Consider the following 26,974-nt stretch of genomic DNA (forward strand, 5'->3'; position numbering starts at 1 on the left):
TTTGTAGGAGCTGTCTCACAAAGAACAGCTCCTTTTTTGATGAGGTGCATTTATGCGTATAACAAAAAAAATTAAAGAACAGATGATTCAAATTTTAGAAACCACTTATATTGATGTAAAACCAGCACTTGTTTTTGGCAATCCTTTCGAACTGTTGATTGCAGTTATTTTATCAGCCCAGTGTACGGATGTGAGAGTGAACATTACGACTAAACGGCTTTTTGCTAAAGCAAATACACCTGCTTCTATTTTGGAAATGGGTCTTAGTGCGCTGGAAGATGAAATTCGCGATTGTGGGCTTTATCATAATAAAGCAAAAAATATCTTGGGAACTTGTCAAAAACTTTGTGAGGATTACGGCGGGGTAGTTCCCGAATCTTTTGATGAACTTTTAAAATTGCCTGGTGTGGGGCGAAAGACAGCAAATGTTGTGACCAGTATTGCATTTCAGCGTCCGGCAATTGCAGTTGATACACATGTTTTTCGGGTGGCAAACCGCTTGAAACTAGGGGTTGGTGAGACTCCTTTTGCGGTAGAACAAGCCCTGATGAAGATTATTCCCAAAGAAAAATGGTCAGCAGCCCATCATTGGCTGATTTGGCATGGGCGTAAACTGTGCAAATCAAGAGCTCCTTTGTGTGGACAATGCCCTTTGCATGAAATTTGTCCAAGCAGCACTATTGCATAAATACATGAATAAAGAGTATAATTATACTTGAAGGGGTTGGTTGTAATGCTTTATCGCAAACCTACATTCAACGATGTAGAGTCTATATATGATTTAGTGAATACATATGCAAATGATGGCGTTATGTTGGCACGGTCCAGGAATACGTTATATGAAACGTTGCGGGATATGATTGTGGCAGAAGAAAATAGTGAAATTGTTGGAGTTGGCGGACTTCATATTATTTGGAATGAATTGGCTGAGATTCGGACAATGGCCGTTACGGATAAAGTTACCCGGCAGGGAATCGGTAAAAAAATTGTGGAAATGTTGATGGAAGAGGCGAAAATGCTGGGTGTTAAGACATTATTTACACTTACTTATAAACCTGGTTTTTTTGCCAAGATTGATTTTAAGGAAATCACAAAAGAAGAATTACCACATAAGGTTTGGAAAGAATGTATAGATTGTCCAAAATTTCCAAATTGTGACGAGATTGCAATGATGCGGGTATTATAGGAATTCGGTGAAAGCCGTTTTCCCAAAACAGCATTAAGTAAAACTTTTGTTTTTGTGTAGTGGACTGGATTTGGTTTATATTACGATGTGTCTCATTATTTTGTTTTACTGTTGACAAATATATTTTAAATTGTTATAGTAACAGTACATTAAGAATAAATGTGACGATCAAGACAAGTATAACAGTGATGTTTTTCAGAGAGCTGGGGGTGGTGTAACCTGGTAAACAGACTGTTAGAAATACACTTGGAAGCAGCAAGCTGAACGATTTTTCTAGTAGGCTGAGCCGGAATGCCACCGTTATCATAGGCTAGAGTATGTTAGTACTCGAACTGAGTGGCTTGCTTTTTTATAGCAAGCAGGGTGGTACCACGGGTTATATGCTCGTCCCTGTTGCGGGGGCGGGCTTTTTTTGTCTTTATTTTTAAGAGTATTATATTTGCAGGAGGTTGATTTTATGATTATTGTGATGAGTCCAGAGGCTACTGAGGTGAATATTAAGAAGGTACAGGATAAAATTGTCAGTGTAGGTCTAAAGTGTCATCTTTCACAAGGAGCATCGAGAATGATTATTGGCGTTATTGGTGATAAAAAAATTATTTCAGGATTACAGATGAAAGCGTTTGACGGGGTAGAAAAAACGGTGGCAATCACAGAAAAATATAAATTGGTAAGTCGCGAATTTAAACACGAAGATACGATTGTAAATATTGATGGCGTACTTGTTGGCGGCGGTCATTTAGGGATTATGGCCGGACCTTGTGCAGTAGAAAGTATGGAACAGCTTCAAGAATCCGCACAAGCTGTTAAGGCGGCAGGCGCACAATTCTTGCGGGGTGGTGCTTTTAAACCGCGGACATCACCATATGATTTCCAAGGTTTTGCTGAAAAGGGACTGCAAATGCTTAAAACTGTTGGCGAAAAAACAGGGCTGAAGATTGTTACCGAAATTGTCGATGTCAATGCGATTGATATGCATTGTGCTTATGCTGATGTATTACAGGTTGGAGCTCGTAATATGCAAAACTTTGAACTTTTGAAAGTAGTGGGAAAATCCAAAAAACCTGTGCTTTTAAAACGGGGAATGTCAGCAACCATCAGTGAATGGCTTAATGCGGCAGAATATATTCTCAGTGAAGGCAATTACAATGTTATTTTGTGTGAACGCGGTATTCGGACTTATGAAACTTTTACACGCAATACGCTTGATTTAAGTGCCGTTGCTGCTGTAAAAGAATTGTCTCACTTGCCGATCATTGTAGATCCAAGCCATGGTACTGGTCGCTGGCAGATGGTTCGCCCGATGGCGAGAGCGGCCATTGCAGCAGGGGCAGATGGTCTTATGATTGAAGTACACCCACATCCGGAAGTTGCTCTGAGTGATGGTGATCAGTCGTTGACACCAGAGAATTTTGATGTTGTAATGAAGGAAGTTTCTCAAATTGCTGCGATGATGGGGAAAAAATGAAATGAATAAATTGAATCTCGCAATTATCGGTGTAGGTTTAATTGGTGGATCTTTGGGTTTGGCATTAAAAGAGAAGTTGCAGGATCAGATTTATATTAGAGGTTTATCACGGACTGAACATTCGATGAAACTCGCCCTTCAATATGGGGCGGTTGATATGGTGTCCGATAATATTGAAGCAGTGGTAAAAGATGCAGATATTGTATTTATGAGTACACCTGTATTGCAAATTGTACCTATGATCGAAAAGATTTTACCTTTTTTAAAACCAGGAACGATTATTACAGATGCGGGAAGTACAAAACAATATATCTGGAATCATTTGAAAAATATTCTTCCAAATGAGATTTATTATGTGGCAGGTCATCCGATGACGGGAAAAGAGCGTAGTGGTGTAGAAGCTGCAGATTCACAGCTTTTCCTTAAAAAGTGTTATGTGATTGTAAAAGATACAGGAGCACCACAAGCGGCTATTACGAAGATTTGTGATTTACTAGCGCTTACGGGAGCGAATATCACGACCGTTGATATAGCTATGCACGATCGCTGCGCATCGGTGATCAGCCATGTGCCTCATGTAACGGCTGCTGCTTTAGTTACTTTACTTAACCGCAGCCAGGGGGATATGGAGTCGTGTATCAAGCTCGCCGGAGGCGGTTTTAAAGATACGACGAGGATTGCTTCATCGAATTCTGATATGTGGGCCGATATTTGTATGTCTAACCCCGAACCGATTATTGCAAACTTACAGGAATTGAAGAGAATTATTGACGAAGTGATTGTTGATATTGATACACGTGATCGGCAGAAAGTTTATGATTATTTTGCTGCTGCCAAAAATCGTCGTGATACAATTTTGGATCAAACACAGGATTTATTTGAAATATGATATAAAAAAAGATGATTTCATAAAGCGGAAATCATCTTTTTTTATTGCATGAATACAAATTAAAAAAATTCGGTAAAAAAGTAAAGAGATGCCTATTATAATACGCGGTAATTCATTGTATCTCAAGGAAGAATGAATTATAATTGATTTTGAAAAGAGTCGAAAGGGGTTATGTTCGTGGTCAAAGTATATGTAGAAGATATTGTAGGTAAATTAGAAAAAATAGATATGTGGAAAATCTATTTGAATATAAAGACTGGTTCCTTCGTTGAGTTTCAAGATGATTATAATGGGGCAGAGGATATTTTTGCGGATGATACACATATAGACGAAGCCGCTCTGGAAAATGTATTTGCAATTGAGGACAATTGGGAAGAATATGTGCCACTGCCATCACCGTATGATATGGATGAACATACGATTATGAAAAGCTTTACTGAGCAGCTGGATGATCCCGACAGTCGACTGGATCTTTTGACAGCACTGTCGGGAAATGGTGCTTTACAGCGATTTAAAAATACCGTGCGGGATTTTGGTTTAAGCGAAGAATGGCAAAACTATCGTAATCATGCTTTGCGGCAGATTGCGGAAATTTGGTGCGAAGAAAACCAGATTCCATACCAGTATAAAATAAAAACGGAAGAGTAAATATATGCATTTTAGAAGGGCTTTTTTTGATTGTTGGAGCGGAGATTGTAATTATTTTAAAATTTTGTTAAAATATAAGAAGATTACTTTATTACATACGATAAAGTAACGTAAGTTATAAAACAAAAGGTGGTTTTAATTTGTCAAATCCAGCATTTCGTGTGATGGAAAGAGAAAGTAGTGTTTCTTATGAAGAAACAGCAACATTAAACGGGACAATCAAGAAAACAATTGGTCTATTTGGAGTGACAATTGTTTCTGCAATAGCGACTGGAATGTTTTTGCCAAGTGTGGTTTCATCGTTGTATCCAGTTATGATTATGGCAATGATCGTAGCAGCAATTCTTGCTGTCGTGACTTGCTTTAAGCCGAATATTGCAGAGTACACAACTCCAGGGTATGCTGTTTTTGAAGGTGTAACACTCGGGGTGATATCACTTGCTTTTGAACATATGTATGCCGGTATTGTTGCGATTGCTGTTGCAACTACGTTTGCTGTTATGGGCGTAATGTTATTTTTATGGCAGCAGAGAATTATTGTTGTGACAGAAAAAGTCAGATCGATTATTATCAGTTTAACAATGGGAGTAGCAGCACTTTATATCATCAATATGATTGCTTCGATGTTTTGGACATCCTTCTTACCGCGCAGCGGTGTGGTTGGCATTGGTATTGCTGTTGTTATTGCAGCTGTGGCAGCCTTTAATTTTCTGTTGGATTTTGATAACATTGAGCAGTCCGTAAAGCAGGGCATGCCGAAATACATGGAATATTTCAATGCGTTTAGTTTGCTGCTTACCTTAGTATGGCTCTATCTTGAAATCCTGCGTATCATTCAAATGGTCATGTCTTTTGGAAAGGATGACTAACAAATATAAAAAAACGTCGACACCATATGGTGTCGACGTTTTTTTATATTTATTAATGGCGGAAAAGATCTTTATGGGCATTGACGATCTGTGCCATGAGCTGTTTCCCTTTGATATCGGGATGCAGTCCATCTGTAGCATATTGTGTTGCCATAAAGCCTTGATTATCATAAAAATAAGGTTCGAGGTCAATGTAATAAGGTTGTTTGCGAATAAATGCATTGACTTGGGTCATGTCTTCACGCCAGTCATCCGCTGTTTCTGTATTAAATGCCTGCATTATATTCGTTGGGTTAATAGGCATTAGTGTCAGAAAAATAGGACGAATATCGTTGGCTTCACATTTCATACGGATTGTTATGATATCGTGGATTATGGTGCTGGCAGGCGTTCCGGCACGAATGCTGTTGGACCCACATAAGATGATTAAATTCCTGGGGCGATACGGCAGCACATCTGTATCAAAACGTTCAGCAGTCGTGGTTGATGTGTCACCGCTGCGCCCGAGGTTTAGCGCGGGGAAATCAAGATAAGACTGATAACTGTATTCTAGATTTGCCGGTGAATAAGAGAGTGCTCCACCGCCGTGGGTGATACTGTCACCAAAGGTAGCATAATCAACACGCAGTGGAGATTTTGCTACGGTAAACTGTTCTGAGTCTGAATAAACACCGATGGTATTTCCGTTTGAGTCAAGTGCTCTTACGCGCCAGTAATAAAGTCCTGGAGCCATACGAGGGTACTCATCATAACAGTCAGAAGCATCTTCCGCTATTTTACTCCAGATTCGGTGCGAAGAAGGTTCAGTGTTATTTTCTTCCTCTGGCGGTGTATTTAAAAGTTCGACTTCATATTTTGATATATTATGGAGTGGAATCCAATTATAGACAGGATAAAGTGGTTGCGCGAAATCAGGCATACGGTCAAAGTTATTAATGATAGGTTTTTGAACGAGCGGTGCATGAATGTCCATATGGATTTCCTCTGCATTCGAAAAAACGCCGACAGGATTCCCGACAAAATCTAAAGCACGTACTCGCCAAAAAAGTTTTTGGTAGGCAAATTCTTTCAGGTCGGCTTGCCAGCCGTTAGTGAAGACCGATCGTGTGCTAAACAGGCTGTACTGGCTGGATAAAACGATACCGTTTGGGTTTTCGGGTGGGTGAGATAATAGTTCTAGCTCATAATAAACACCACCAGGTACCGTATGCCAAATTAAAAATGGCATTGTATTTGCCGGGTTTGTTATATCATAATGAGAAATCAAAGCTGGCACAAAAGGGGTATCATCAGAAGATTGTGTAGTAATTATTTTGGAGGGTTTTCCTACGGTTTTGAACATCCCATGACCTGATATGCGATAATAGGTTGGTACCCCAGTCGAAGGTGTTTTAAAGCTGTTTTTAAAGGTATATTCTTTTTTTAATAGATGATATTGTTCGTGGTCGATGGATGGGTCTGGATTTTTTGTTAATATTTCGACCTCATAATAACAAGGATAAGGAAGGCGCTGCCAAGCTAATGTGCCGCTTTCACCATCTTCATTTATTAAAACTTCAGGTTGTAATTCTTTGAGTGAAAGTACATCGGTTGATTCGGTAAAAAAAATGCAAAGCAAGGTCATATATAAAATTGTACACGAAAAAGCAATAAATTTATTCATAAGGACTCCTCTAAATATGTTACTATAATGTAAGAATGATAAACATTAGTATAACACGTTTTTCTATAGTAGAAATGAAAACTATAAATTTAAATCGTTTCATTCTATAAATAGCAAGGAGATAGGTGATATTTATGAAAACACAAACAGGTTTATTGATTGTCCATACAGGAAATGGAAAAGGTAAGACTACGGCAGCTTTAGGGCTGGCTGTACGAGCCTGGGGACAAGGATTGAAGATCTTGATTTTACAGTTTATAAAAGGGGGCTGGAAGTATGGTGAATTAAAAGCATTGGAAAAATTTTCGCCGGAGCTTGAAATTCGTCCGATGGGTGAAGGGTTTACACAAAAAGCGAATAATGAGGAAAAAGAACAGCATCGTGCTGCAGCTCAAGCTACTTTAGCTGCAGCAAAAACTGCTATTCAATCTGGTGCATGGGATATGGTTATTCTTGATGAAATTAATTATGCTGTAAAGTTTGACTTGATCGATCTTGAAGATGTGATTGCTATGCTTGATTGTAAACCAGAGTCATTGCATCTTGTCCTTACCGGACGCGATGCGAGACAAGAAATTATGGATCGAGCGGATTTAGTGACAGAGATGAAAGAAATAAAACATCCTTATCAACAAGGTATAAAAGCACAAGCTGGTATTGAGTTTTGATAATATAATATTATATAAAACTTCACAATTTCTTGCAGGATTCTTTTTCTTTTTATTGAATAGAATATATTTAAGGTATAATTGTAACTTTATATGTATAGATTATATCAATATGTATACTCCGAGAAGACAAATCGGATTTTAAGAACAGGTGGGATTTTTAACTATGAAAAGTGATATTGTAAAAAAAGGTCCAACGCGCTCAGCGCATAGATCTTTGTTCTATGCCATGGGGTATGGTCCGGAAGATTTAGATAAACCGCTGATTGGGGTTGTGAATTCATTTAATGAAATCATTCCAGGACACATCCATTTGCGCACGATAGCCGAAGCTGTAAAGCTTGGTGTGGCAGCAGCTGGCGGGACGGCATTGGAGTTTCCTTCCATTGCCGTTTGTGATGGTATTGCGATGGGGCATGAAGGTATGAAGTTTTCGCTGGCGAGCCGGGAACTGATTGCTGATTCAATTGAAGCTGTTGCTACGGCTCATGGCTTTGATGGCTTAGTTATGATTCCAAACTGTGATAAAGTCGTACCGGGAATGCTTATGGCAGCGGCGAGACTTAATATTCCTGCTGTGGTAGTTAGCGGAGGGCCTATGCTCGCAGGAAGACATCATGGCAAAGATGTGAGTGTAAGCAGCACCTTTGAAGCTGCTGGTAAGTTTACAGCCGGCAAAATGACAGCGGATGAAATGGAAGACTTAGAAAAGCATGCCTGTCCGAGTTGTGGTTCTTGTGCTGGTTTATTTACGGCGAATACAATGAATTCTTTGACGGAAGTTTTGGGTATGGGACTTCCTGGTAATGGGACGATTCCAGCAGCTTATTTTGGTGAACGAAGACTGTTGGCAAAACGGGCCGGGCAGGTTATATTGGATCTTGTAAAAAGAGATATTAAACCGCGTGATATTTTAACAAAAAAAGCGTTTGAAAATGCCATTACCGTAGATATGGGGATTGGTGGTTCATCAAATACAGTGCTGCATTTGATTGCGATAGCTTATGAAGCCGGGGTTACTTTACTTCCACCGGTTTTTGATGAAATTAGTGCTAGAACGCCTTATATAACAAAACTCAGTCCTGGCGGCAGTCATCATATGCAAGACTTGAATGAAGCAGGCGGTTTATCAGCGGTTATGCATGAATTGGCAAAGAAAAATTTATTGCATCTTGATGCACTTACCGTTACAGGAACCTTGGGTGATCGCATTGCTCGTGCTGAAATTGAACGCCCTGATGTTATTAAATCAGTGGATGCGCCTTATCGTAAAACTGGCGGTATTGCAATTTTAAAAGGAAACTTAGCACCGGATTATGCAGTGGTAAAGGCAAGTGCTGTAACCGAAGATATGCTTGTTTTTAAAGGTAGTGCGAAAGTTTATAATTCTGAAGAAGCCGCAATTGAAGCAATTGTGGGCGGTGAAATTAAGGATGGTCATGTTGTAGTAATTCGTTATGAAGGTCCGGAGGGTGGCCCGGGAATGCGCGAAATGCTTAATCCAACAGCGATTATAACCGGAATGGGGCTTAAAGTAGCTCTCCTTACCGATGGCCGTTTCAGTGGAGCAACGCGGGGTGCCTGTATAGGTCATGTTTCGCCGGAAGCTATGGCTGGTGGTCCGATTGCATTCATTCAAGATGGTGATATAATTGATATCGACATTCCAAACCGTAAACTTGATCTGGTTATCAGTGATGCTGAAATGGAAAAGCGTAAACAAAATTGGGTTAAACCAGAAGCGAAAATTAAAACAGGTTATTTATCTCGCTATGCACGTCTTACAACATCGGCGAGTATGGGAGCCGTTCTTAAATAAGATAAAAGAGAAGAGAAACTGCCACGAAATGCAAAATCTATTTCGTGGCAGTTTTTTATTGTTTTTCAATTGACAATTAGGTTATAATATATAAGTTATTATATATGAATATAAACTTTGTTTGATAAATAAAAATTTAGAGGTGTCTTGTAAGTGCATATTGTTTTAATTGAACCAGAAATTCCTGGAAATACAGGAAATATTGCTCGCCTTTGTGCAGCAACGAATCTTGAGTTGCATTTAGTAAAACCACTTGGCTTTTCAACGGATGATAAATATTTGAAAAGAGCCGGGTTGGATTATTGGAATTTAGTCACGATTCATTATCATGAGAATTTTGCGGAAGTTCTTGATTTGTATAAAGATCATACATTTTATTATAATACAACAAAAGCACCGCATTCCTATACCGAAGCGAAATTTGGCCCAAAAGATATGCTGGTTTTTGGTAAGGAAACAGCGGGGATTCCGGAAACAATATTAAAAGAAAACTGGGAACAGTGTATTCGAATTCCGATGGTTAAAGATGCACGGTCGCTCAATTTATCAAATTCTGTGGCGATTGTGGCCTATGAAGCGCTGCGTCAGCAGAATTTTGATCATTTAAAACAAATGGGTTTCGATCATTTAGACTAATTTTAGATAAGGAATGACTTTATTTTGCAAAATAAGAATGCATTTATAGCAGAGCTAAAAAAGATATTATCGGAGCCACAAGTTATGCTTGATGAACCGATGAAAAATCATACGACCTTTAAAATTGGCGGCCCGGCAGATTGTCTTATTTTTCCATCATCCTTAGAAGAAGTTATGATGGTGTTCAAACTTATCCGAACCTTTGAAATGCCTGTTACTGTGATTGGAAACGGATCTAATGTTTTGGTCCTTGATAAGGGTGTCCGTGGTGTAGTCGTGAAGTTCAATTCGAATCTTTCTTATATCAGGCAGGGAAAAAATCATATTTTTGCCGGTGCGGGTGCGTTATTGAAAGATGTTTCTTTTTACGCGGCAGAACATGGCTTAACTGGTATGGAATTTGCAGTAGGAATTCCTGGAAGCATTGGTGGCGCAGTATTTATGAATGCCGGTGCTTATGATGGTGAAATCAAAAGTATTGTACATGCTATTACAGCTGTGAGTTTGGCTGGTGATATGATCCATTATTCGAAAGCTGAATTGCAATTTGGCTATCGGCATAGTATTTTTCAGGATAATCAGCAAATGATTTGTGAGGTAGAGTTTGCTCTGGCTGAAGGGCGGCTAAATGAAATCAATGATAAGATGGGGGAGTTGACGAAACGCCGCGAAAGCAAGCAGCCACTTGAAATGCCAAGTGCTGGCAGCACATTTAAGCGACCACAGGGATATTTTGCGGGAACCTTGATTGAGCAGAGCGGTCTTAAAGGGTTTAAAGTCGGTGGAGCCCAGATTTCATTGAAACATGCGGGCTTTGTCGTGAATGCGGGGGGGGCAACCGCCAAAGATGTTTTGGACTTGATTAAAGAAGTACAAGATCGTGTTTTTGAAAAACATGGCGTAAAATTATATCCTGAAGTTCGTATGATTGGTGAACAATAAAGTGCAAAAAGAGGATTGAATCTGCAATAAAATCATTAAGGTAACCTATATAAGTTGAAAAATTTATATAGGTTATTTGGTATACAAATTTGTGATGCTAAAGGAGAAGGGATTTGAACATATGTTGAAAATAGGTATTCTTATTTATCAAAATGTTGCTGAAATGGATTTTGTTGGTCCATTGGAAGTGCTCAGTGATGTGAATAAATTACAAGAAAATAGTACGGAAGTATATCTTGTTGCGCAGACAAAAGATGTTATAAAAGCTTTTAATGGTATGATGATTTTGCCGGCGTATGATTTTTCATCGGTTCCTGATTTAGACGTATTGGTTGTTCCTGGCGGAAAAGGGCGAATAACAGAAATGTATAATCCTCTTATGCGGGAATTTATTCTTCGGCAGGAAAAATGTGCGAAATATATCACTTCAGTCTGTACAGGTGCTTTTATTTTGGCAGAGGCAGGTTTGTTAAATGGGAAAAAGGCCACAACGTTTCATCATGCTTTAAAAGAATTAGATGTTTATCCTGAAATTAGCGTAGAAACGAAAAAAGTAGTTGATGCTGGTCGGATTATCACCGCAGCGGGAGTTACTTCAGGGTTGGAACTGGGCTTTTATTTGTTAAAAATATTGTTTGATGAGCAACTGGCAAAAGAAGTGGCGAGCTTTATGGAGTATGAGGTGGATGTGGATAAACTATAGAGTTATCTGTCATAAAATTTCCCATGTGTTGTCGGGTTCGTATGACAATACATGGAAATTATTTGATAAATATGTTATAATAAATTATACGAAATACATGTTGAGGGGATGGGGTTTTTATGAGATTACAATTTTTAGGCGCCGCTCGTACCGTGACAGGATCTTGTTTTTTGTTAGAGGCAGCTGGCAAAAAACTCTTGATTGATTGTGGTTTATTTCAAGGTTCGAAAACAATTCGTGCCCTTAATTATCAGAATTTTCATTTTACACCATCTGAGATTGATTGTGTATTATTGACCCATGCACATGTAGATCATTGTGGGCTGATCCCTAAATTATGTAAAAAAGGTTTTAAAGGACCAATTTATGCAACGAAAGTAAGTTGTGAGTTAGCGCAGATTATGCTTCCTGATAGTGCTCATATTCAGGAATTTGATGTAGAAATCATGAATCGCAAAGGAAAACGGGCGGGGAGGTCTCTCGTAGAACCGATTTATACCGTCAATGATGCTCTGGCCTCTTTAAAGTATTTTTCTGCTGTGAATTATGGAGAATGTTTGCAAATTTCAGCAGATATCAAGGTCGTTTATAAGGATGCAGGTCACATTATTGGCTCATCGTTTATTGAAATTTATGTAACAGAAAATAATAAAACAACTAAAATTTTATTTTCCGGTGATTTGGGGCAGCCCAATCAGCCAATTATAAAAAATCCAACCATTATTAAGGGAACTGATTACCTGGTTATGGAGTCGACGTATGGTGATAGAGTCCATCAGGTTTATGACAAAGAACAGGCATTAGCAGAAATAATTAATGATACCATTGCCAGGGGGGGGAATGTAATTATTCCATCTTTTGCTGTGGGCCGCACGCAGACCATGTTATATTATTTGTATAAACTATGGAAAGATCATAAAATCAAGGATATTCCAGTGATTGTTGATAGTCCATTAGCAGCTGCTGCAACGCGGATTTTTGCTCATAACACCCAGGATTTTGACGAAGAAATGGTAGAATTATTAAAAGAAAATGGAAAAATTCCGCAAATGCCGCAGCTACGAATTTGTGAAAGTGCTGAAGAATCAAAAGCAATCAACAGCCAAGAGGGCTCTGCTATTATTATCTCCGCCAGCGGCATGGCGGATGCGGGACGGGTACTGCATCATCTAAAACATAATTTATGGCGGGACGAGTCAAATGTCTTATTTGTGGGCTATCAAGCAGAGGGCAGTATGGGACGCAGACTGTTAGATGGAATTCGTCGTGTTAAAATTATGGGAGAAGAAGTCACCGTAAAGGCTAAGATCTATAACATGGAAGGTTTTTCTGCTCATGCAGATCGCAACCAGATTTTGGATTGGCTGGCAAATTTCACGGAACCGAAGCCGGTTAATATTTTTATCGTACATGGTGAATCGCTGGCAGCGGGGGCCTTGAAAGAAGCAATCCAAGAACGGTTTGATGAAAATAGTTATATACCACATTATGGCGATACAGCAATTATCAATGGACGCGACTATGAGATTGAGGCAACGAAGATTATTGAGGAAGTAGCAGTAAAAGATCTGGAAGAATTCTTAACTTTGATTGATGCGGATTATCGTCAATTGAGGCAAAAACTATTGCGTACTGTATTTAAAGAACCAGAAAAACTCCAAGGTATTACAAAAAACATAAACAAAGGCTGGAATTATTTCAAAAAGCTCTTTAATGATATTAATTAAGGCATTTTAGTAAGCTGTAAAGCAAAGAGAAAGTTTAGTTTGTGAAGTTAAACTTTCTCTTATGTTTTTCTGAAAAAAAGGTTTTTTCTGAATTTGTTGTAAAAAGAATTGACAGCAGGTCGTTTGTATAATAAGATTAAATGTATGCAAACACAAAAAGAATGCATGAAAGACAGCATTCTTTTTTCTTTTTGATTTTTATTAGGAGGCCAGAAATATATAATGAGTATTAGAGCAGATTTAAGAAACGTAGCAATCATAGCCCATGTCGATCATGGTAAGACGACACTGGTGGATGCAATGCTAAGACAGAGCCATATTTTTCGTGCAAATGAACAGGTTACCGATCGTGTCATGGACTCGAATGATTTAGAACGTGAACGTGGAATCACAATTTTGTCCAAAAACACAGCAGTTATGTATAAAGATATTAAAATTAATATTGTTGATACCCCAGGGCATGCTGATTTTGGCGGAGAAGTAGAACGTGTACTAAATATGGTTGATGGTGTTTTACTTTTAGTTGATGCGTTTGAAGGTCCAATGCCGCAGACAAAGTATGTACTTCGTAAAGCATTGGAACAAGGTTTGAAACCAATTGTTGTCATCAATAAAATTGATCGTCCAGATCAACGTGTTGAAGATGTATACGATGAAGTTCTTGAATTATTTATGGAACTTGGTGCTGATGATGACCAGCTTGATTTCCCAGTTGTTTATGCAGCAGCCCGTGCTGGTATTGCAAAAATGAACATGGAAGATGAAAGCGATAATCTTAGTCCGTTAATGGATTTACTTGTTAAAGAAATTCCAGCACCAAAGGGCGAATTGGATGGTCCTTTACAGATTATGGTTACAACACTTGATGCGGACGAATATGTTGGTCGTGTTGCGATTGGCCGTATTATTCGTGGTAAAGCGTTTGCGAACCAGAATGTCATCATAATTAATGGCGATGTGGAAACAAAAGCAAAGATTGGTAAATTATTCGTATATCAGGGCTTGAATCGTGTTGAAGTAAAAGATGCTGGTCTTGGTGATATTGTTGCTGTTACTGGTTTAGGTGATATCAGCATTGGTCATACAATTGCTGATGCTGAAAACCCGGAAGCATTACCAACAATCAATATCGATGAACCAACTCTTTCGATGACATTTGCCGTAAATACAAGTCCATTTGCTGGTAAAGAAGGTCAGTTTGTAACATCTCGTCATGTACGTGATCGTCTCTTTAAAGAAGTAGAAACCAATGTAAGCTTACGTGTTGAAGAAACAGACAGTGCGGATACATTTAAAGTTTCTGGACGTGGCGAATTGCATTTATCTATTTTGATTGAAACAATGCGTCGTGAAGGCTTTGAATTACAAGTTGGTAAACCAGAAGTTGTATATCGTCAAATCAACGGACAGCTTTGTGAACCATTGGAAAATCTTACGATTGAAGTTCCTCAGCAGTTCATGGGGACGGTTATGGAATCACTAGGAACAAGAAAAGCTGAATTGGCTAATATGTCTGAAGTAGCTGGATATCTCCGTATGGAATTTGTTATTCCAGCCCGTGGTCTTATTGGGTTCCGTTCAGAATTCTTAACGAATACTAAGGGAAATGGTATCATGAACCATGTATTCCATGGTTATGTTCCTTTCAAAGGTGAAATCCCAGGTCGTGCTCGTGGATCACTTGTTGCTTTTGAAAATGGTGAAACAACAAGTTATGGTATATTTACATTGCAAGATCGTGGTGTTATGTTTATTTCCCCGAATCAGCCGGTATATGAAGGCATGATTATTGGTGAAAATACACGTGATGTTGATATGGATGTAAATCCATGTAAGAAAAAGAATGTTTCGAACATGCGTACAAGCTCTTCGGATGAAGCGATTCGTTTAGTACCGCCTCGTCTTTTAAGCTTGGAACAGGCTTTGGAATATATTAATAAAGATGAATTAGTAGAAGTAACACCAGAAGCAGTTCGTTTGCGTAAAACTGTTTTAAATAAAGCACAGCGCGGTCGCGATCGTAAAAGTGTAAAATAATTCTTTGAAAAATAAAATCCTGCAAATTTTAATCATTTATTGATTTCTTGCAGGATTTTATTTATTTGTGTCGAATTGTAAGCAAGATATCATATTTTGAATAAATTTAAAAACTGGAGGCGAAAACTTATGTCTGGTTTTGTTAATAAATTAGCAAATATCTTGATGCCGATTGAAGAAATTGAAGAAGTGGAAGAAGCCGCAGAAACAGCTGCAGTACAAAACACCCTTCGTGAAAAAAAAGTTGTGAATGGTAATGACCTATATGGAAATGATGAGTACAAAAGTTCGTTTACCCGTCCACAATTGACAGTGCATACCAATAAAGTTCCAGAACTCAATATTTTGGTATATGTTCCTGAGTCTTTTGATAAGGCAAATGTCATTGCGGATGCTTTGAAAAAAGATGAAGCTGTTATTGTAAATTATGAAAAAGTCGATGGTGATGAACAAAGACGACTTTGTGATTTTGTTAATGGTGTATGTTATGTTTTAAATGGTGCAGTGAAACGTATTTCTGCAGAAATGGTCTTATATGTTCCGGAAAATGTAGATATTGCTCAAGAAGTTTGTGCAAAAACTGTACGCGGTTTTGCTAAATAATATTCTATTTTAAATTTAGGTAAAATGGTGGTTATGTGTGTTATACGTAACTGCCATATTTTAATTTATTCAAGACAATTTATATTGTATTTATATACTTTTTACTAAAAAGTGGTAAAATAATATTGGCGAGCAAAAAATAGTAATGGAGGATTAATATGCAAAAAGATCAGGATATATTGGAAGCGGTCTTGGCTGAGTTTCAAGAAATTGCTAAAATTCCTCGTAAGTCAGGGCATGAAGAAAAAATCAGTCAATATTTATTTGACGTTATCAAGGCAATGGGTCTGAAGGTAGAACAGGATAAAAAATTTAATATTATTGCTGAAAAACCTGCAACCGCAGGTTTTGAAAATATGCCAGTCACGATATTACAAGGGCATATGGATATGGTTTGTGTTGCTGCTGAAGGCGTGAATTTTGATCCTTTAAAAGATTCTATTCAAGTAAGACGAAATGCTCAATATTTATATGCTGAAGGTACGAGCCTTGGAGCAGATGACGGTATTGGTGTTGCTGAAATCTTATATATCTTAAAAGCAGAGTTTGCACATGGTCCGCTTCGAGCTATTATTACTGTGGATGAAGAGCAGGGGATGAGCGGTTCTATTGCACTTGATCCCAAATATCTTGCTGCTAAATATCTAATTAATTGTGATTCGGAAAATTATGATGTTGTTACCGTCAGCAGTGCTGGCAGTGTAAATATAGATTTTTTGCGCCGACCGGTATGGCGGGACCCGCTCTACAAAGCCGCCTATCAGATAACGGTAAAAGGTTTGCTGGGTGGACATTCGGGTGAAGCAATTAATTGTGGACGAGCAAATGCAATTCAAACGTTAGCGTTGACTTTGCAGAAAATGCAGGGTATGGGAATTGATTTTGAGCTAGCTGACTTTACTGGTGGTATGGCGCGTAATGCGATTCCTGCCAAAGCCAGCGCTGTGATTCTAATTAAGCCAGATAATACTAAGAAAATGGAGCAGCTTTTACAGGATTTTAAAATTGATTTTCAGCACATTTACGGCAATGTGGAAAAGACGTTGAAGATTGATCTTACAATAATTGATCAACCGAAAGATGTCTTATCAAAAGAAGACCAAGACAATCTGATTCGTTTACTATGTGTGCTTCATACGGGTGTATATTCGATGTCGCAATCAATTCCAAACCTTGTTGAAGCTTCAGCTAATCTGGGGATTGTGGAAACAAAACAAAATGCAATTAATGTACAATTTTTTCCGCGCAGTGCAATTGACAGCAAGGTCAGCGAATTTAAACAATTGGCTCAAGTGATTTCAGAATTGACTGGATTTCATCTTACATTTGGCTCACAATCACCAGGCTGGGCTGAAAAGTCAGAAAGCAAATTGGTGCCGCTAATGACTTCGGTTTTTGAAGAGCAAAATAAACAACCGATGAAAGTTGAAATAATCCATGCTGGGTTGGAATGTGGCTGGTTCTTCCAAAAAAATCCTGATCTGGATATGGTTTCAATCGGTGTTACTGCTATTGGGATTCATAGTCCGGAAGAAAAAATCGAATTAGCTACGGTAGCACCGCAGGTTAAATTGATTATGGAAACGTTAACGCGTCTTAAAAACGTATAATAAAAAAGGAATCCCCGGCATGTCTTTAAAACAAGATATGCCGGGGATTCCTTTTTTATTATTTTATTTTCGCAAAGACATCTTCAAGGTTGTTTAACATCGTATTGATATTTTCTTCAGTAATAATCAGTGGCGGCTGAAAAGCAAGGACATTACGTTCAATACCATTTTTCCCAATAATAAAACCACGATCTTTCATTTCTTCCAGGATGAAATCAAGTTCAATAGAAGCTGGTGATTTATCAGGGTGAACAAGTTCGGCACCTAGCATTAAACCAATACCACGAATATCACCTATCAAAGGATATTTCTTTTGTAAAAGTTCTAACCCACTTCGTAGTTGTGCGCCGCGAGCTAAGGCTTTGCTGCATAAATTATGGGTTTTTATATATTCAATTGTAGCCAGTGCAGCGGTTGATGAAACAGGATTGCCGCCTAGTGTGGAAGCTCCCGGTTTTGTATATGTATCCGCAATTTTAGCTGAAGCGATAAAGGCACTGATTGGTGTTCCATTGCCTAGTGCTTTTGCCATCGTCATGATATCTGGGACGACACCATAATTTTCAATGGCGAACATTTTGCCGGTTCTGCCAAAGCCAGTCTGTACTTCATCCGTAATCATTAAGATATTATATTGATCAAGTATTTCTTTTACCCGTTTAAAATACCCTTTTGGTGGTGTCACGATGCCGGCGTTGCCTTGAATCGGTTCAGCAATATAGGCGGCAACATTGCCGGATGTCGCATATTTTATTACATCTTCGATCGCGTTGGCACAGGCGAGATCACAGTCTGGATATTTTTTATCGAGAGGGCAGCGATAACAATAGGCATTCGGGGCGAAATGAATACCTCCGACTGGATTTGGATCTGTGCGCCACATGCTGATGCCGGTCATACTCATCGTGAGTTTCGTTCTGCCGTGTAAACCGTTGCGTAAAGCGATGAATTCACTGTTTTTTGTATAAATTGAAGCAAGCAGGGCAGCACCTTCATTGGCTTCTGTTCCGGTTGAGCAGAAAAAGGATTTTTGTAGATTTCCCGGGGTCACTTCGGCAAGCTGTTCGGCCAGATTTACAAAGTTTTCCGTAAGATATACATTACAAACATGTTGAAGTGACTGCACTTGCTCGCATATTTTACTGGTGATTTCGGGATTGCAATGTCCACAGTTGATTACGGAAATGCCAGCAAAACAATCTAGATATTCCTTACCAGTGTGATCATACAGATATTGCATAGAACCACGCACAAATTGTTTTGGTTCTTTGTAAAAATGAGCAAGGCAAGGCATTATATATTTTTTCTTTTTTTCGAGAATGGCTTCAGGTCCGATATATTGTGTCATATAATAGGAACTCCTTTATTAATGAATCTAAAGAACGGCGTTTTTTAACGTGAAATACGATACCGATAGGCACCGCTGCCGAGTTCGCGTGGGCTAATTTTTTTTATCGCTTCAAGTACTGCTGGATCATATTGATAAGCTGCCGAATTTGTTTTTATTTTATCAAGTTCGCCGCGATATGTTTTTGTTAAAAGTCCAGCTAATTCTGCTGTATAATGTTGTGCTTCAATACGGTAGGATGTGACACCTTGTAATTTTGCCAAATATGGCAGCAAGCAAAGATCTTTCGCAAATAATATATGGTTGCGACCATATTGATCAATGCGGATCGGATGTACTTCTTTGGCAGTATCCAATAAAGCATAATGACGATCACAAAATTCAGGATTTTCTAAGGGATTAAAGCCAAGTGACATCGCGGGTAAATTATGATCGCAGATCATGGATTCAGTTGCTCCATGGACGATTACTTCAACTGGTAATTGAGATGCTGAGAGCATATCACAAACTTGTGGATAGGAGGCTTCAAGAGAGGCGACTGCCATAACAGCACCATTGTCTTTAAGAAATTTTGCACTTAGATGATTAAAAGTATTGAAAGAAAAATCAGCTTGTATGGGAAGATTTGTAAGGCGTTTTGCCAAGCTTAAGGAGCCGAGGTTGCTTACCATAATTCCGGCTGGTTTTATCTCGTTGAGCGCCGTGAAAAATTGTTCAAGTTCCGCACATTCCCGGCGCATCGTTGTCCGAGGGGTATCTATAACAATTTTGGCTTGGTAAGAATCAGCAATATGAATGGCCTCTTTAATTTCGGCAAGTGTCCATACTTTAACTGGCTTAAAACTTTCACCGCCAATATAGATTACGTTGGCTCCATTTTGGCAAACCGCTTTAACGGCGGCCAAATCGGCGACACGAACTGCTAATTGCTGCTTTTCAGGTTGCTTGATAGCGAGGTTTATTTTATCGACGATTGGTGCGCTGAGGCCGGCTTCTTTTACAGCTTGGCTGAAAAAGCGGGGTTCTCTTCGACCAGAAAAACCAATGTCTTTTGCTGTCGGTTGTCCAAGGGCAAATGTTGTTGTAAAATCACGCGATCGATTTTCATATAAATTTTTCCAGGCTGCTTCATCGGTTGTATAGCCACATGGATCGGCAATATAAGTATCAATTGCCTGACGATATGTTTTCACAATGCCTTCGACAAAAGCGGCTGTGCGCATACGACCTTCAATTTTAAAAGAATATACACCGGCTTGAATCAATTCAGGAATGTTTCGATACATACACATATCATTTAAAGCGAGTTTATATGGACCCGGTGAATCGGCATCCAGTATCTCGCCCGTATTTTCATCAATTAATTTATAAGCCCAGCGGCATGGTTTTAAGCAGCGGCCGCGATTGCCGCTTTGACCGAATACGACACCAGAGTGGATGCATTGGCCGCTTTCGGATATACACATATCGCCATGCATAAAGTATTCAACTTCAATTCCAGTTCGTTCTTTAAAGAGGCTTAGTTCAGATAATGTCATTTCACGTCCAACAACAATACGGGTAATACCATATTCTTTGAGTTTATTAATCGCGTGTTCATTGTGCGTATTCATCATAACGGAGGTGTGAAGTGGAATTGTGATACCGAGTTCTCTTACTAATTCAAGGACCGCAAGGTCTTGTACGAGTAAAGCATCAGGCTGGATGGTCTCTAAATACTGTAGATATTCACGCATTGGTTCAATTTCCTGATCACTCAACAGGTTATTGATTGTAATATAGAGATGGACATCATGTTGATGTGCATAGTCAATCGCTTTTTTTAGCATTTCATTGTCAAAGTTTGTATCGGTACGATGCATACGCATATTAAAATGTTTACCACCCAGGTAAACTGCGTCAGCGCCAGCTTTGACTGCGGCTTCTAAGACTTCCCAATTGCCAACAGGGGCCAGAAGTTCTACGGATTTACGTGTTAATAACAAAATGGTTCAACTCCTTGAATTATATCAACTATGCAATTTATGCATAAATTTCTTTCGCTTTTTTTTGTAGTTCGGCAGTAAGTGCAATTCCGAGATTATCAGCAACGAACGAATTCAATAAAATTTCTGGTGTTTTGGTAATACCAACGGGGATATCTTGGATTGACTTCTTGTCAATGAGGATGGATTTGGCCTGGTGAGCGCATTCGAGACCAAGTGCTGTGTGGTTGGCAACAAGTGCACCTAATGCACCCATTACTACGTTGGGTGCATGTGAAGCAATGATTGGAATTTCCAGCATATCTGCGTAATAGGCAATACTGGAGAAGTTTTCTTCAACAATACGGCCAATTGGTAAAAATAAAGCATCGATGTCAGATGGTAAAATTTCTTCTAATAAAGAAATTTCATCGGCTGTTTGTATGGCGACTTTTTTAATGGTTAATAGATTCGCAGCGGCCGCACAAAAATTATTTGTTTCGATGAGCGTGTTGCCATCTGCTGTATGGTATAAAACACCAATTTTTTTTGCTGTAGGTAATAGCTCCTGGATAAGCGCAATTTTGTCTTGTGATTGTACCATGCCGCTCATTCCGGTGATATTAGCACCAGGTGTTTGCATACTATCAACCAGTTTTACACTTACCGGGTCAAATACAGGTGTGAAGAGTATCGGAATTTCACCGGTTATCATTTGCGCGGCTTTTGCAGATGGTGTAGAACAAGCAAAAATTAAATCAACGCTGGAATCGACAAGTTTTTGTGCAAGTCCGGGCAGCATTTCAACCTTACCATCGGCATTAAGATATGTAAACTTGGCCTGAATACCTAAGTTTTGCAGTCCTTGTTTGAAGCCACGAACGGCATCATCAAGATTTTGTGTTAATTGTAAAATTCCAATATGAAACAAAATATACACCTCTTTAGATAAATTTAACTTATATATCTTCCACATCAATATATATAATACCTTCAAATTTTATTTGAAAAGATAGAAAAAAGTGTGTGCTATGAATCTGATAATAAAGGATTTCGGAAAATAATGTCGAAATTTGCCTAAATACGTTTCTAAAAATTCAAGATCGAAAGAGTCGTTTTCGTTTGAAAGTATGAGGTAATTGTGTGATGGAAAATAAAAAAGAGTTTGTACACCTTCATGTACATACGGAATTTAGTTTGCTCGATGGTGCAAGTCGTATCGGCGAACTTGTCAAAAGAACAAAAGAATTGGGAATGCCGGCAATTGCCATTACGGATCATGGCTCTATGTATGGTGTTATTGATTTTTATAAAGCGGCCCAAAAAGAAGGTATCAAGCCTATTATTGGCTGTGAAGTGTATTTGGCCCCTGCATCGCGTTTTGATGCATTTGAAGTGGATGGGACACGTTATTTTCATTTGATCTTATTGGCAGAGAACAATGAAGGTTATCGCAATCTGATTAAATTGGTGTCATTGGCGAATACAGAGGGAATGTATTATAAGCCACGTGTTGATAAGGAAATTTTGCGTAAATACAGTAAAGGTATTATTTGTCTGAGTGCTTGTATTGCCGGTGAAATTCCACAGGCGCTTATTAAAGACAATCCGCAGCATGCGGATGCGTTGGTGCAAGAATATATTGATATTTTCGGTAAAGATAATTTTTTTATTGAGATACAAGACCATGGGATTCCCGAAGAAAAAAAAGCGAATGTTGGATTGGCTGAACTTGCGAAAAAGTTTAATCTTGGTCTTGTGGCGACGAATGATTTACATTATACGAATAAAAGTGATAGTGCTTTTCATGATGTTTTGCTTTGTATTCAAATGAATAAAACGGTCGATGATGAAATGCGCATGAAATTTTTCAGTGATGAATTTTATTTGAAATCACCAGAAGAAATGGGTCTGCTTTTTGATTCTTATGAAGGTGCTTTATCAAATACGGTAAAAATAGCAGAACGATGCAATGTTGATTTTGAATTTGGTCATTTGCATTTACCAAATTTTCCACTGCCGGAGGGGATGACGGATGAACGGTATTTGCGCCAATTATGTGAAGATCATATTTTACAGCGTTATAAGGAAGAAACAACACAGATACGCGAACGATTGGAATATGAATTGTCGATTATCAAGCGGATGGGATATGACAGTTACTTTTTAATTGTTTGGGATTTTATTAAATATGCGCGTGAACATAAAATAGCAGTCGGCCCAGGCCGTGGTTCCGCTGCTGGCAGTATTGTGGCATATCTTTTGGCCATTACCGATATTGATCCGCTTAAGTATGATTTACTGTTTGAACGTTTTTTAAATCCAGAACGTGTAACAATGCCGGATATTGATATTGATTTTTGTTATATTAGACGGGAAGAAGTCATTGAGTATGTAAAGCGCCAGTACGGGGCCGATCATGTGGCACAGATTATAACGTTTGGTACAATGGCTGCCAAAGGGGCAATTCGCGATGTTGGGCGTGCTCTTAATATGTCTTATGGTGAAGTGGATCGTATCGCGAAGATGATTCCGGCAGAGCTTGGAATTACGCTTGATAAAGCCTTGAAGATGAATGCAGAACTAAAGGCGGCTTATACCGAAGAAGAGCCTGTGAAACGTCTTATTGACTTTGCTCGTGATGTAGAAGGCTTAGCACGGCACTCTTCAACACATGCTGCCGGTATTGTAATTGCTCGTGATCCACTGACAGAATATGTCCCAATACAGGTTTCAGATGGTACGTTGGTAACACAGTATGATAAAGATCGTGTCGAAGAGCTTGGTCTGCTTAAAATGGACTTTTTAGGACTTCGAACTTTGACGGTTATCAGCGATTGTCTGGATCATATAAAAGCAAATAGAGGAATTGATCTTGATCTGGACAGCATTCCACTTGAAGATGAAAAAACATCACAAATGCTTTGTTCAGGTGCGACTGGCGGAGTGTTTCAAATGGAATCATCAGGGATGACAACGTTGGTGAAAGATTTGAAACCGACCGGTTTTGCAGACTTGATCCCATTAGTTGCTTTATACCGCCCGGGACCACTTGGCAGTGGAATGGTTACGGACTTTATCAATGGACGTCACGGGAAAAAAGAAGTAACCTATATCCATCCTTTGTTGGAACCAATTTTGAAAGAAACATTTGGTGTGGTTTTATATCAGGAACAGGTTATGCAAATTGTTCAAACTTTGGCGGGTTTTACATTAGGACAGGCCGATCTTTTAAGGCGTGCTATGGGAAAAAAGAAACATTCTATTTTGATGGCACAAAAAGAAAACTTCTTAAAAGGAGCAAAAACAAAAGGTCTGGAAGAAAAAACAGCGAATACGATTTTTGACCTGCTGACACATTTTGCCGATTACGGTTTCAATAAATCACATAGTGCGGCATATGCGTTGGTGGCGTACCAGACCGCTTATTTAAAAGCGAATTATCCACAAGAATTTATGGCAGCGATGCTGTCGAGTGTTATGGGGGCGAACGATAAGATCGGTACATATATCGAACAATCGCGCCATATGGGAATTGATGTGCTGCCACCTGATATTAATGCCAGCAAATCCTCCTTCACTGTTGATGGAAATGCGATTCGGTTTGGTCTGGCAGCTGTAAAAAATGTTGGAGAGGCAGCTCTGGTCAATTTAATCAAAGTCAGGGAAAAAGATGGACTGTTTAAATCATTGGTTGATTTTTGTGCGCGAGTCGATATGAGGACTGTTAATAAACGCGTCATGGAAAGTTTAATTAAATGCGGGGCCTTTGATTCAATGGGAGGGAAGAGATCACAGTTTTTGGCAGTGTTGGATCGAGCTGTTGATGCGGCAGGAGCCAAGCAGCGTGATGCGGCAAGCGGGCAAATGGGCTTATTTGGTATGGAGGCAATGGAAGAGGTCGATGATCTTGCTCTGCCAGATATTGAAGAATTGCCTAAAAATGAAATATTGACGTTGGAAAAAGAAATCACAGGTTTTTATATTACAGGGCATCCGCTTGATCAGTATCGTGATAAAATGCAAAGCTTTGTATCAATTCAAGATCTTTTAGCGGGTAAGTTCAAAGAGGGAAATGTAATCAAACTGGCAGGGATCATTTTATCGGCAAAACGGATTACCACTAAAAAAGGTGATACAATGTGTTTTATGGAAGTTGAAGATTTTACGCATGCGATCGAAGTCATTGTTTTCCCAAAAGTTTTTTACCAGAATGTAAACACTTTAGTACCAGATTTTCCTGTCGTAGTCAGTGGCCGTGTTAATGTAACGGATGATGGTGTGAAAATTATTGCGGAAAACCTGTGCTTAATTGCTGATTATCAGCCGGAAGTACGGATAAAACTTCGTAAGGATCAAGAACAGGCTGAGGTTTTTGAGGAATTGAAAAATGTGTTCCATGAATACCACGGCGATCATATTGTTTTTTTACATTTGATTGACAGCCGCAAGGTTATCAAAACAGAACCCGGATTTTGGGTTAAACCATCGGAGCAATTTCTAGGGAAAATCGAAAATCTGCTGGGGAAAGGTGCTGTGCATTTTACATAAGTTCAACTAAATGATGTAAAATGCTTGATAAATTCTGTAATACAGGCAGGAATGAATCTTTTTATGGAGAAAAACATATAAAAATATAACTTTTATTGAATGGAGGGATGCTAAATCTAAAAATGCTATCTGGATACTTTGTGAGGACTTGGAATGTTTTCTTATGAAGTCGATAAAGAATGTTTTTTGGAGGAAATGTGCATGTGGACGTCTATATATATTGCAAATAACAGAAAGCAGGCAGATCATTTAAAAACCTTGTTGAGTAATGAGGAAATTTTAACCAATATTCGTCCGGTTGGTATTGCCGCAACAACCGGTGAAGGTATGTTTGAGATACAAGTTCTGGAATCAGAAGTCGATGAAGCACAGGCTATTGTTTGTCAAGGTTCAGCGAATCATTGATTTAAGCAATAAAAACGGTCTCCGAAATGGAGACCGTTTTTATTGCTTATTTATTTTTAGGATAGATGCCAATTAATAGACTATTAATTATTGGATAAAATGTGCCGATTTTTCTAAATAAAGCGGCTGCGGCAATACTAAGTATCGTAACTAGAAAATAAAACAAAATGGCAACGGGAGCAGTCATGATTTTTCCTTGCCAGGTAAGAAACATAGCTAAATAGGTAATGGCAAATGGATGAAATAAGTAGGCAAAATAGGAATGCTTGCCAAGAATCGATAGTATGGAATGAACAAAAACTGGAAATTTTGTATTGGAAAATAGGGTGAAAAAGAAAAGTGAGGCACCAATCGTATAAAAAATACCGGCTGGGCATAGCTGATGGGCTGTATTGATTGCAGCTTCCAACGAATAAGATCGTTCGTAAATTAAATAGTAATAATAAATGACTAAAGAAGATAAACTTGCAATAAAAAAAGAACAAATCGAATTATAGTGTCGACTCATATAAATTTCAAATTTATTGTAATGGATCGCCAGATATCCACCAAAGAGAAAAATAAATATGTAATGCAGTACCCAGTAATTTAAGCGATATTCAAAAAGAGCTTTGATAACAGGGTTTTCAATGCTATATGGATTCATAATAAAACTGGAATAATAGTCAAAGGCAAGCTGAAATAGAAGCAGCATCAGCAATCGAACAGCACTCATGTGTCGAATCATATAGATCCACACGGGCATAAGTGCATAAAACCAAAGTAAAATTACTAGAAAATATAATTGGTATGATGCAAAACCAAAAAATAAAAACTTTATCAAAATTGGAATTGATAGCAAGGACGTATCATGATATAAAAATGTATAATGGGCAATGTAGAGAAAAGACCATACGACATAAGGAATCAAGACCGTTTTGAAACGTTTTGTCATAAAGTTTTTATAACTAAATTTTTCCGTTAGATCGATATTATAAAATAAGCCAAAAGCTGAAATAAAAAAGAAAATTGGCACACTGAAACGTGTCAGAATTTCAAATATAGCAATCAGATGAATATTACTCGTGGGATTGCTGAGATATTGTGAACCGGTATGTATACCGATGACACCAAGCATAGAAATGCCACGAATATATTCGATGGCTAAAATACGATTTTTTTTCATAAATATATAAGCTCCTCTATATAACATATAAACTCTATTATAAAAGCTGACTATGAATAAGTAAATGCACAGA

Annotated in this window: 22 protein-coding genes and 1 other annotated feature; of the genes, 17 read left to right on the top strand and 5 right to left on the bottom strand. The window is 38.5% G+C overall.

Annotated elements, in window-relative coordinates; all coding sequences use genetic code 11:
• Positions 1–52 precede the first annotated feature (52 nt).
• The 6 genes from nth (at position 53) to BMY14_RS06210 (ending at position 5,060) form a co-directional block, all read left to right on the top strand.
• Positions 53–688 (top strand): endonuclease III, encoded by a 636-nt coding sequence (gene nth, locus BMY14_RS06185; protein WP_091830170.1) that lies wholly within the window; start codon positions 53–55, stop codon positions 686–688.
• A 45-nt stretch (positions 689–733) separates the two neighbouring features.
• Positions 734–1,186, top strand: a complete 453-nt coding sequence (locus BMY14_RS06190) for an N-acetyltransferase (protein ID WP_091830172.1) — start codon at positions 734–736, stop codon at positions 1,184–1,186.
• 155 nt (positions 1,187–1,341) lie between these two features.
• Positions 1,342–1,581, top strand: a binding site (T-box leader).
• A gap of 62 nt (positions 1,582–1,643) precedes the next feature.
• Positions 1,644–2,654: a 3-deoxy-7-phosphoheptulonate synthase gene (gene aroF, locus BMY14_RS06195; protein WP_091830173.1), complete on the top strand. Its 1,011-nt coding sequence runs from the start codon at positions 1,644–1,646 to the stop codon at positions 2,652–2,654.
• 1 nt (position 2,655) lies between these two features.
• On the top strand, positions 2,656–3,543 hold the full coding sequence (locus BMY14_RS06200; protein ID WP_091830175.1) for a prephenate dehydrogenase: 888 nt from the start codon (positions 2,656–2,658) through the stop codon (positions 3,541–3,543).
• Between the two features lie 177 nt (positions 3,544–3,720).
• Entirely contained in the window at positions 3,721–4,191 is a 471-nt protein-coding gene (locus tag BMY14_RS06205; protein WP_177177499.1) for a UPF0158 family protein, read from the top strand.
• Positions 4,192–4,331: 140 nt separating this feature from the next.
• On the top strand, positions 4,332–5,060 hold the full coding sequence (locus BMY14_RS06210; RefSeq protein WP_091830178.1) for a Bax inhibitor-1/YccA family protein: 729 nt from the start codon (positions 4,332–4,334) through the stop codon (positions 5,058–5,060).
• 52 nt (positions 5,061–5,112) lie between these two features.
• Here the strand turns inward: BMY14_RS06210 and BMY14_RS06215 are convergent, their stop codons facing one another.
• Positions 5,113–6,723, bottom strand: coding sequence for an SGNH/GDSL hydrolase family protein (locus tag BMY14_RS06215; RefSeq protein ID WP_091830180.1), 1,611 nt, complete (start codon positions 6,721–6,723; stop codon positions 5,113–5,115).
• Between the two features lie 134 nt (positions 6,724–6,857).
• On the opposite strand from BMY14_RS06215, the gene cobO reads away from it, so the two are divergent.
• The 9 genes from cobO to pepD all read left to right on the top strand — a co-directional run bounded on the left by cobO (position 6,858) and on the right by pepD (position 17,468).
• A complete protein-coding gene (gene cobO, locus BMY14_RS06220) occupies positions 6,858–7,391 on the top strand; it encodes a cob(I)yrinic acid a,c-diamide adenosyltransferase (RefSeq protein ID WP_091830182.1) in 534 nt (177 codons plus the stop codon).
• Between the two features lie 166 nt (positions 7,392–7,557).
• Positions 7,558–9,210, top strand: a complete 1,653-nt coding sequence (gene ilvD, locus BMY14_RS06225) for a dihydroxy-acid dehydratase (protein ID WP_091830184.1) — start codon at positions 7,558–7,560, stop codon at positions 9,208–9,210.
• A gap of 153 nt (positions 9,211–9,363) precedes the next feature.
• Entirely contained in the window at positions 9,364–9,846 is a 483-nt protein-coding gene (gene trmL, locus BMY14_RS06230; RefSeq protein WP_019554338.1) for a tRNA (uridine(34)/cytosine(34)/5-carboxymethylaminomethyluridine(34)-2'-O)-methyltransferase TrmL, read from the top strand.
• Between the two features lie 24 nt (positions 9,847–9,870).
• Entirely contained in the window at positions 9,871–10,788 is a 918-nt protein-coding gene (murB, locus tag BMY14_RS06235) for a UDP-N-acetylmuramate dehydrogenase (RefSeq protein WP_019554339.1), read from the top strand.
• Between the two features lie 121 nt (positions 10,789–10,909).
• Positions 10,910–11,491 carry a DJ-1/PfpI family protein gene (locus BMY14_RS06240; protein WP_091830186.1) on the top strand — a complete coding sequence of 194 codons (582 nt, stop codon included), beginning with the start codon at positions 10,910–10,912 and terminating at the stop codon, positions 11,489–11,491.
• Positions 11,492–11,610: 119 nt separating this feature from the next.
• A complete protein-coding gene (locus BMY14_RS06245) occupies positions 11,611–13,218 on the top strand; it encodes an MBL fold metallo-hydrolase RNA specificity domain-containing protein (protein ID WP_091830188.1) in 1,608 nt (535 codons plus the stop codon).
• Positions 13,219–13,440: 222 nt separating this feature from the next.
• Positions 13,441–15,255 (top strand): translational GTPase TypA, encoded by a 1,815-nt coding sequence (gene typA / locus BMY14_RS06250; protein WP_091830190.1) that lies wholly within the window; start codon positions 13,441–13,443, stop codon positions 15,253–15,255.
• A 129-nt stretch (positions 15,256–15,384) separates the two neighbouring features.
• A complete protein-coding gene (locus tag BMY14_RS06255; protein ID WP_091830192.1) occupies positions 15,385–15,858 on the top strand; it encodes a cell division protein SepF in 474 nt (157 codons plus the stop codon).
• A 158-nt stretch (positions 15,859–16,016) separates the two neighbouring features.
• A complete protein-coding gene (gene pepD / locus BMY14_RS06260) occupies positions 16,017–17,468 on the top strand; it encodes a beta-Ala-His dipeptidase (protein ID WP_091830194.1) in 1,452 nt (483 codons plus the stop codon).
• A gap of 58 nt (positions 17,469–17,526) precedes the next feature.
• On the opposite strand, the gene BMY14_RS06265 is transcribed toward pepD, so the two are convergent.
• The 3 genes from BMY14_RS06265 to BMY14_RS06275 are packed head-to-tail and all read right to left on the bottom strand — an operon-like array spanning position 17,527 to position 21,711.
• The gene (locus BMY14_RS06265; protein WP_091830196.1) at positions 17,527–18,816 is read right to left on the bottom strand and encodes an aspartate aminotransferase family protein; all 1,290 of its coding nucleotides are present in this window, start codon (positions 18,814–18,816) and stop codon (positions 17,527–17,529) included.
• A 44-nt stretch (positions 18,817–18,860) separates the two neighbouring features.
• Positions 18,861–20,801 carry a peptidase U32 family protein gene (locus BMY14_RS06270; protein ID WP_091830198.1) on the bottom strand — a complete coding sequence of 647 codons (1,941 nt, stop codon included), beginning with the start codon at positions 20,799–20,801 and terminating at the stop codon, positions 18,861–18,863.
• A gap of 37 nt (positions 20,802–20,838) precedes the next feature.
• Positions 20,839–21,711, bottom strand: coding sequence for an ABC transporter substrate-binding protein (locus BMY14_RS06275; RefSeq protein ID WP_091830200.1), 873 nt, complete (start codon positions 21,709–21,711; stop codon positions 20,839–20,841).
• A 215-nt stretch (positions 21,712–21,926) separates the two neighbouring features.
• On the opposite strand from BMY14_RS06275, the gene BMY14_RS06280 reads away from it, so the two are divergent.
• Positions 21,927–25,331 carry a DNA polymerase III subunit alpha gene (locus BMY14_RS06280; RefSeq protein ID WP_091830202.1) on the top strand — a complete coding sequence of 1,135 codons (3,405 nt, stop codon included), beginning with the start codon at positions 21,927–21,929 and terminating at the stop codon, positions 25,329–25,331.
• Between the two features lie 201 nt (positions 25,332–25,532).
• The gene (locus BMY14_RS06285) at positions 25,533–25,736 is read left to right on the top strand and encodes a hypothetical protein (protein WP_019554349.1); all 204 of its coding nucleotides are present in this window, start codon (positions 25,533–25,535) and stop codon (positions 25,734–25,736) included.
• A gap of 46 nt (positions 25,737–25,782) precedes the next feature.
• Here the strand turns inward: BMY14_RS06285 and BMY14_RS06290 are convergent, their stop codons facing one another.
• Positions 25,783–26,901: an acyltransferase gene (locus BMY14_RS06290; protein ID WP_091830203.1), complete on the bottom strand. Its 1,119-nt coding sequence runs from the start codon at positions 26,899–26,901 to the stop codon at positions 25,783–25,785.
• Positions 26,902–26,974: the final 73 nt, after the last annotated feature.

The sequence above is a fragment of the Propionispira arboris genome (genome assembly GCF_900109225.1).
Taxonomy (GTDB): domain Bacteria; phylum Bacillota; class Negativicutes; order Selenomonadales; family Selenomonadaceae; genus Propionispira; species Propionispira arboris.

Excerpts from the sequence above, each read along its gene's own strand:
- BMY14_RS06265 (WP_091830196.1), bottom strand. The coding sequence starts at position 18,816 with ATGACACAATATATCGGACCTGAAGCCATTCTCGAAAAAAAGAAAAAA.
- cobO (WP_091830182.1), top strand. The coding sequence starts at position 6,858 with ATGAAAACACAAACAGGTTTATTGATTGTCCATACAGGAAATGGAAAA.
- BMY14_RS06215 (WP_091830180.1), bottom strand. The coding sequence starts at position 6,723 with ATGAATAAATTTATTGCTTTTTCGTGTACAATTTTATATATGACCTTG.
- pepD (WP_091830194.1), top strand. The coding sequence starts at position 16,017 with ATGCAAAAAGATCAGGATATATTGGAAGCGGTCTTGGCTGAGTTTCAA.
- BMY14_RS06255 (WP_091830192.1), top strand. The coding sequence starts at position 15,385 with ATGTCTGGTTTTGTTAATAAATTAGCAAATATCTTGATGCCGATTGAA.
- BMY14_RS06190 (WP_091830172.1), top strand. The coding sequence starts at position 734 with ATGCTTTATCGCAAACCTACATTCAACGATGTAGAGTCTATATATGAT.
- BMY14_RS06240 (WP_091830186.1), top strand. The coding sequence starts at position 10,910 with ATGTTGAAAATAGGTATTCTTATTTATCAAAATGTTGCTGAAATGGAT.
- BMY14_RS06280 (WP_091830202.1), top strand. The coding sequence starts at position 21,927 with ATGGAAAATAAAAAAGAGTTTGTACACCTTCATGTACATACGGAATTT.
- ilvD (WP_091830184.1), top strand. The coding sequence starts at position 7,558 with ATGAAAAGTGATATTGTAAAAAAAGGTCCAACGCGCTCAGCGCATAGA.
- BMY14_RS06200 (WP_091830175.1), top strand. The coding sequence starts at position 2,656 with ATGAATAAATTGAATCTCGCAATTATCGGTGTAGGTTTAATTGGTGGA.
- BMY14_RS06290 (WP_091830203.1), bottom strand. The coding sequence starts at position 26,901 with ATGAAAAAAAATCGTATTTTAGCCATCGAATATATTCGTGGCATTTCT.
- aroF (WP_091830173.1), top strand. The coding sequence starts at position 1,644 with ATGATTATTGTGATGAGTCCAGAGGCTACTGAGGTGAATATTAAGAAG.
- BMY14_RS06285 (WP_019554349.1), top strand. The coding sequence starts at position 25,533 with ATGTGGACGTCTATATATATTGCAAATAACAGAAAGCAGGCAGATCAT.
- BMY14_RS06245 (WP_091830188.1), top strand. The coding sequence starts at position 11,611 with ATGAGATTACAATTTTTAGGCGCCGCTCGTACCGTGACAGGATCTTGT.
- typA (WP_091830190.1), top strand. The coding sequence starts at position 13,441 with ATGAGTATTAGAGCAGATTTAAGAAACGTAGCAATCATAGCCCATGTC.
- nth (WP_091830170.1), top strand. The coding sequence starts at position 53 with ATGCGTATAACAAAAAAAATTAAAGAACAGATGATTCAAATTTTAGAA.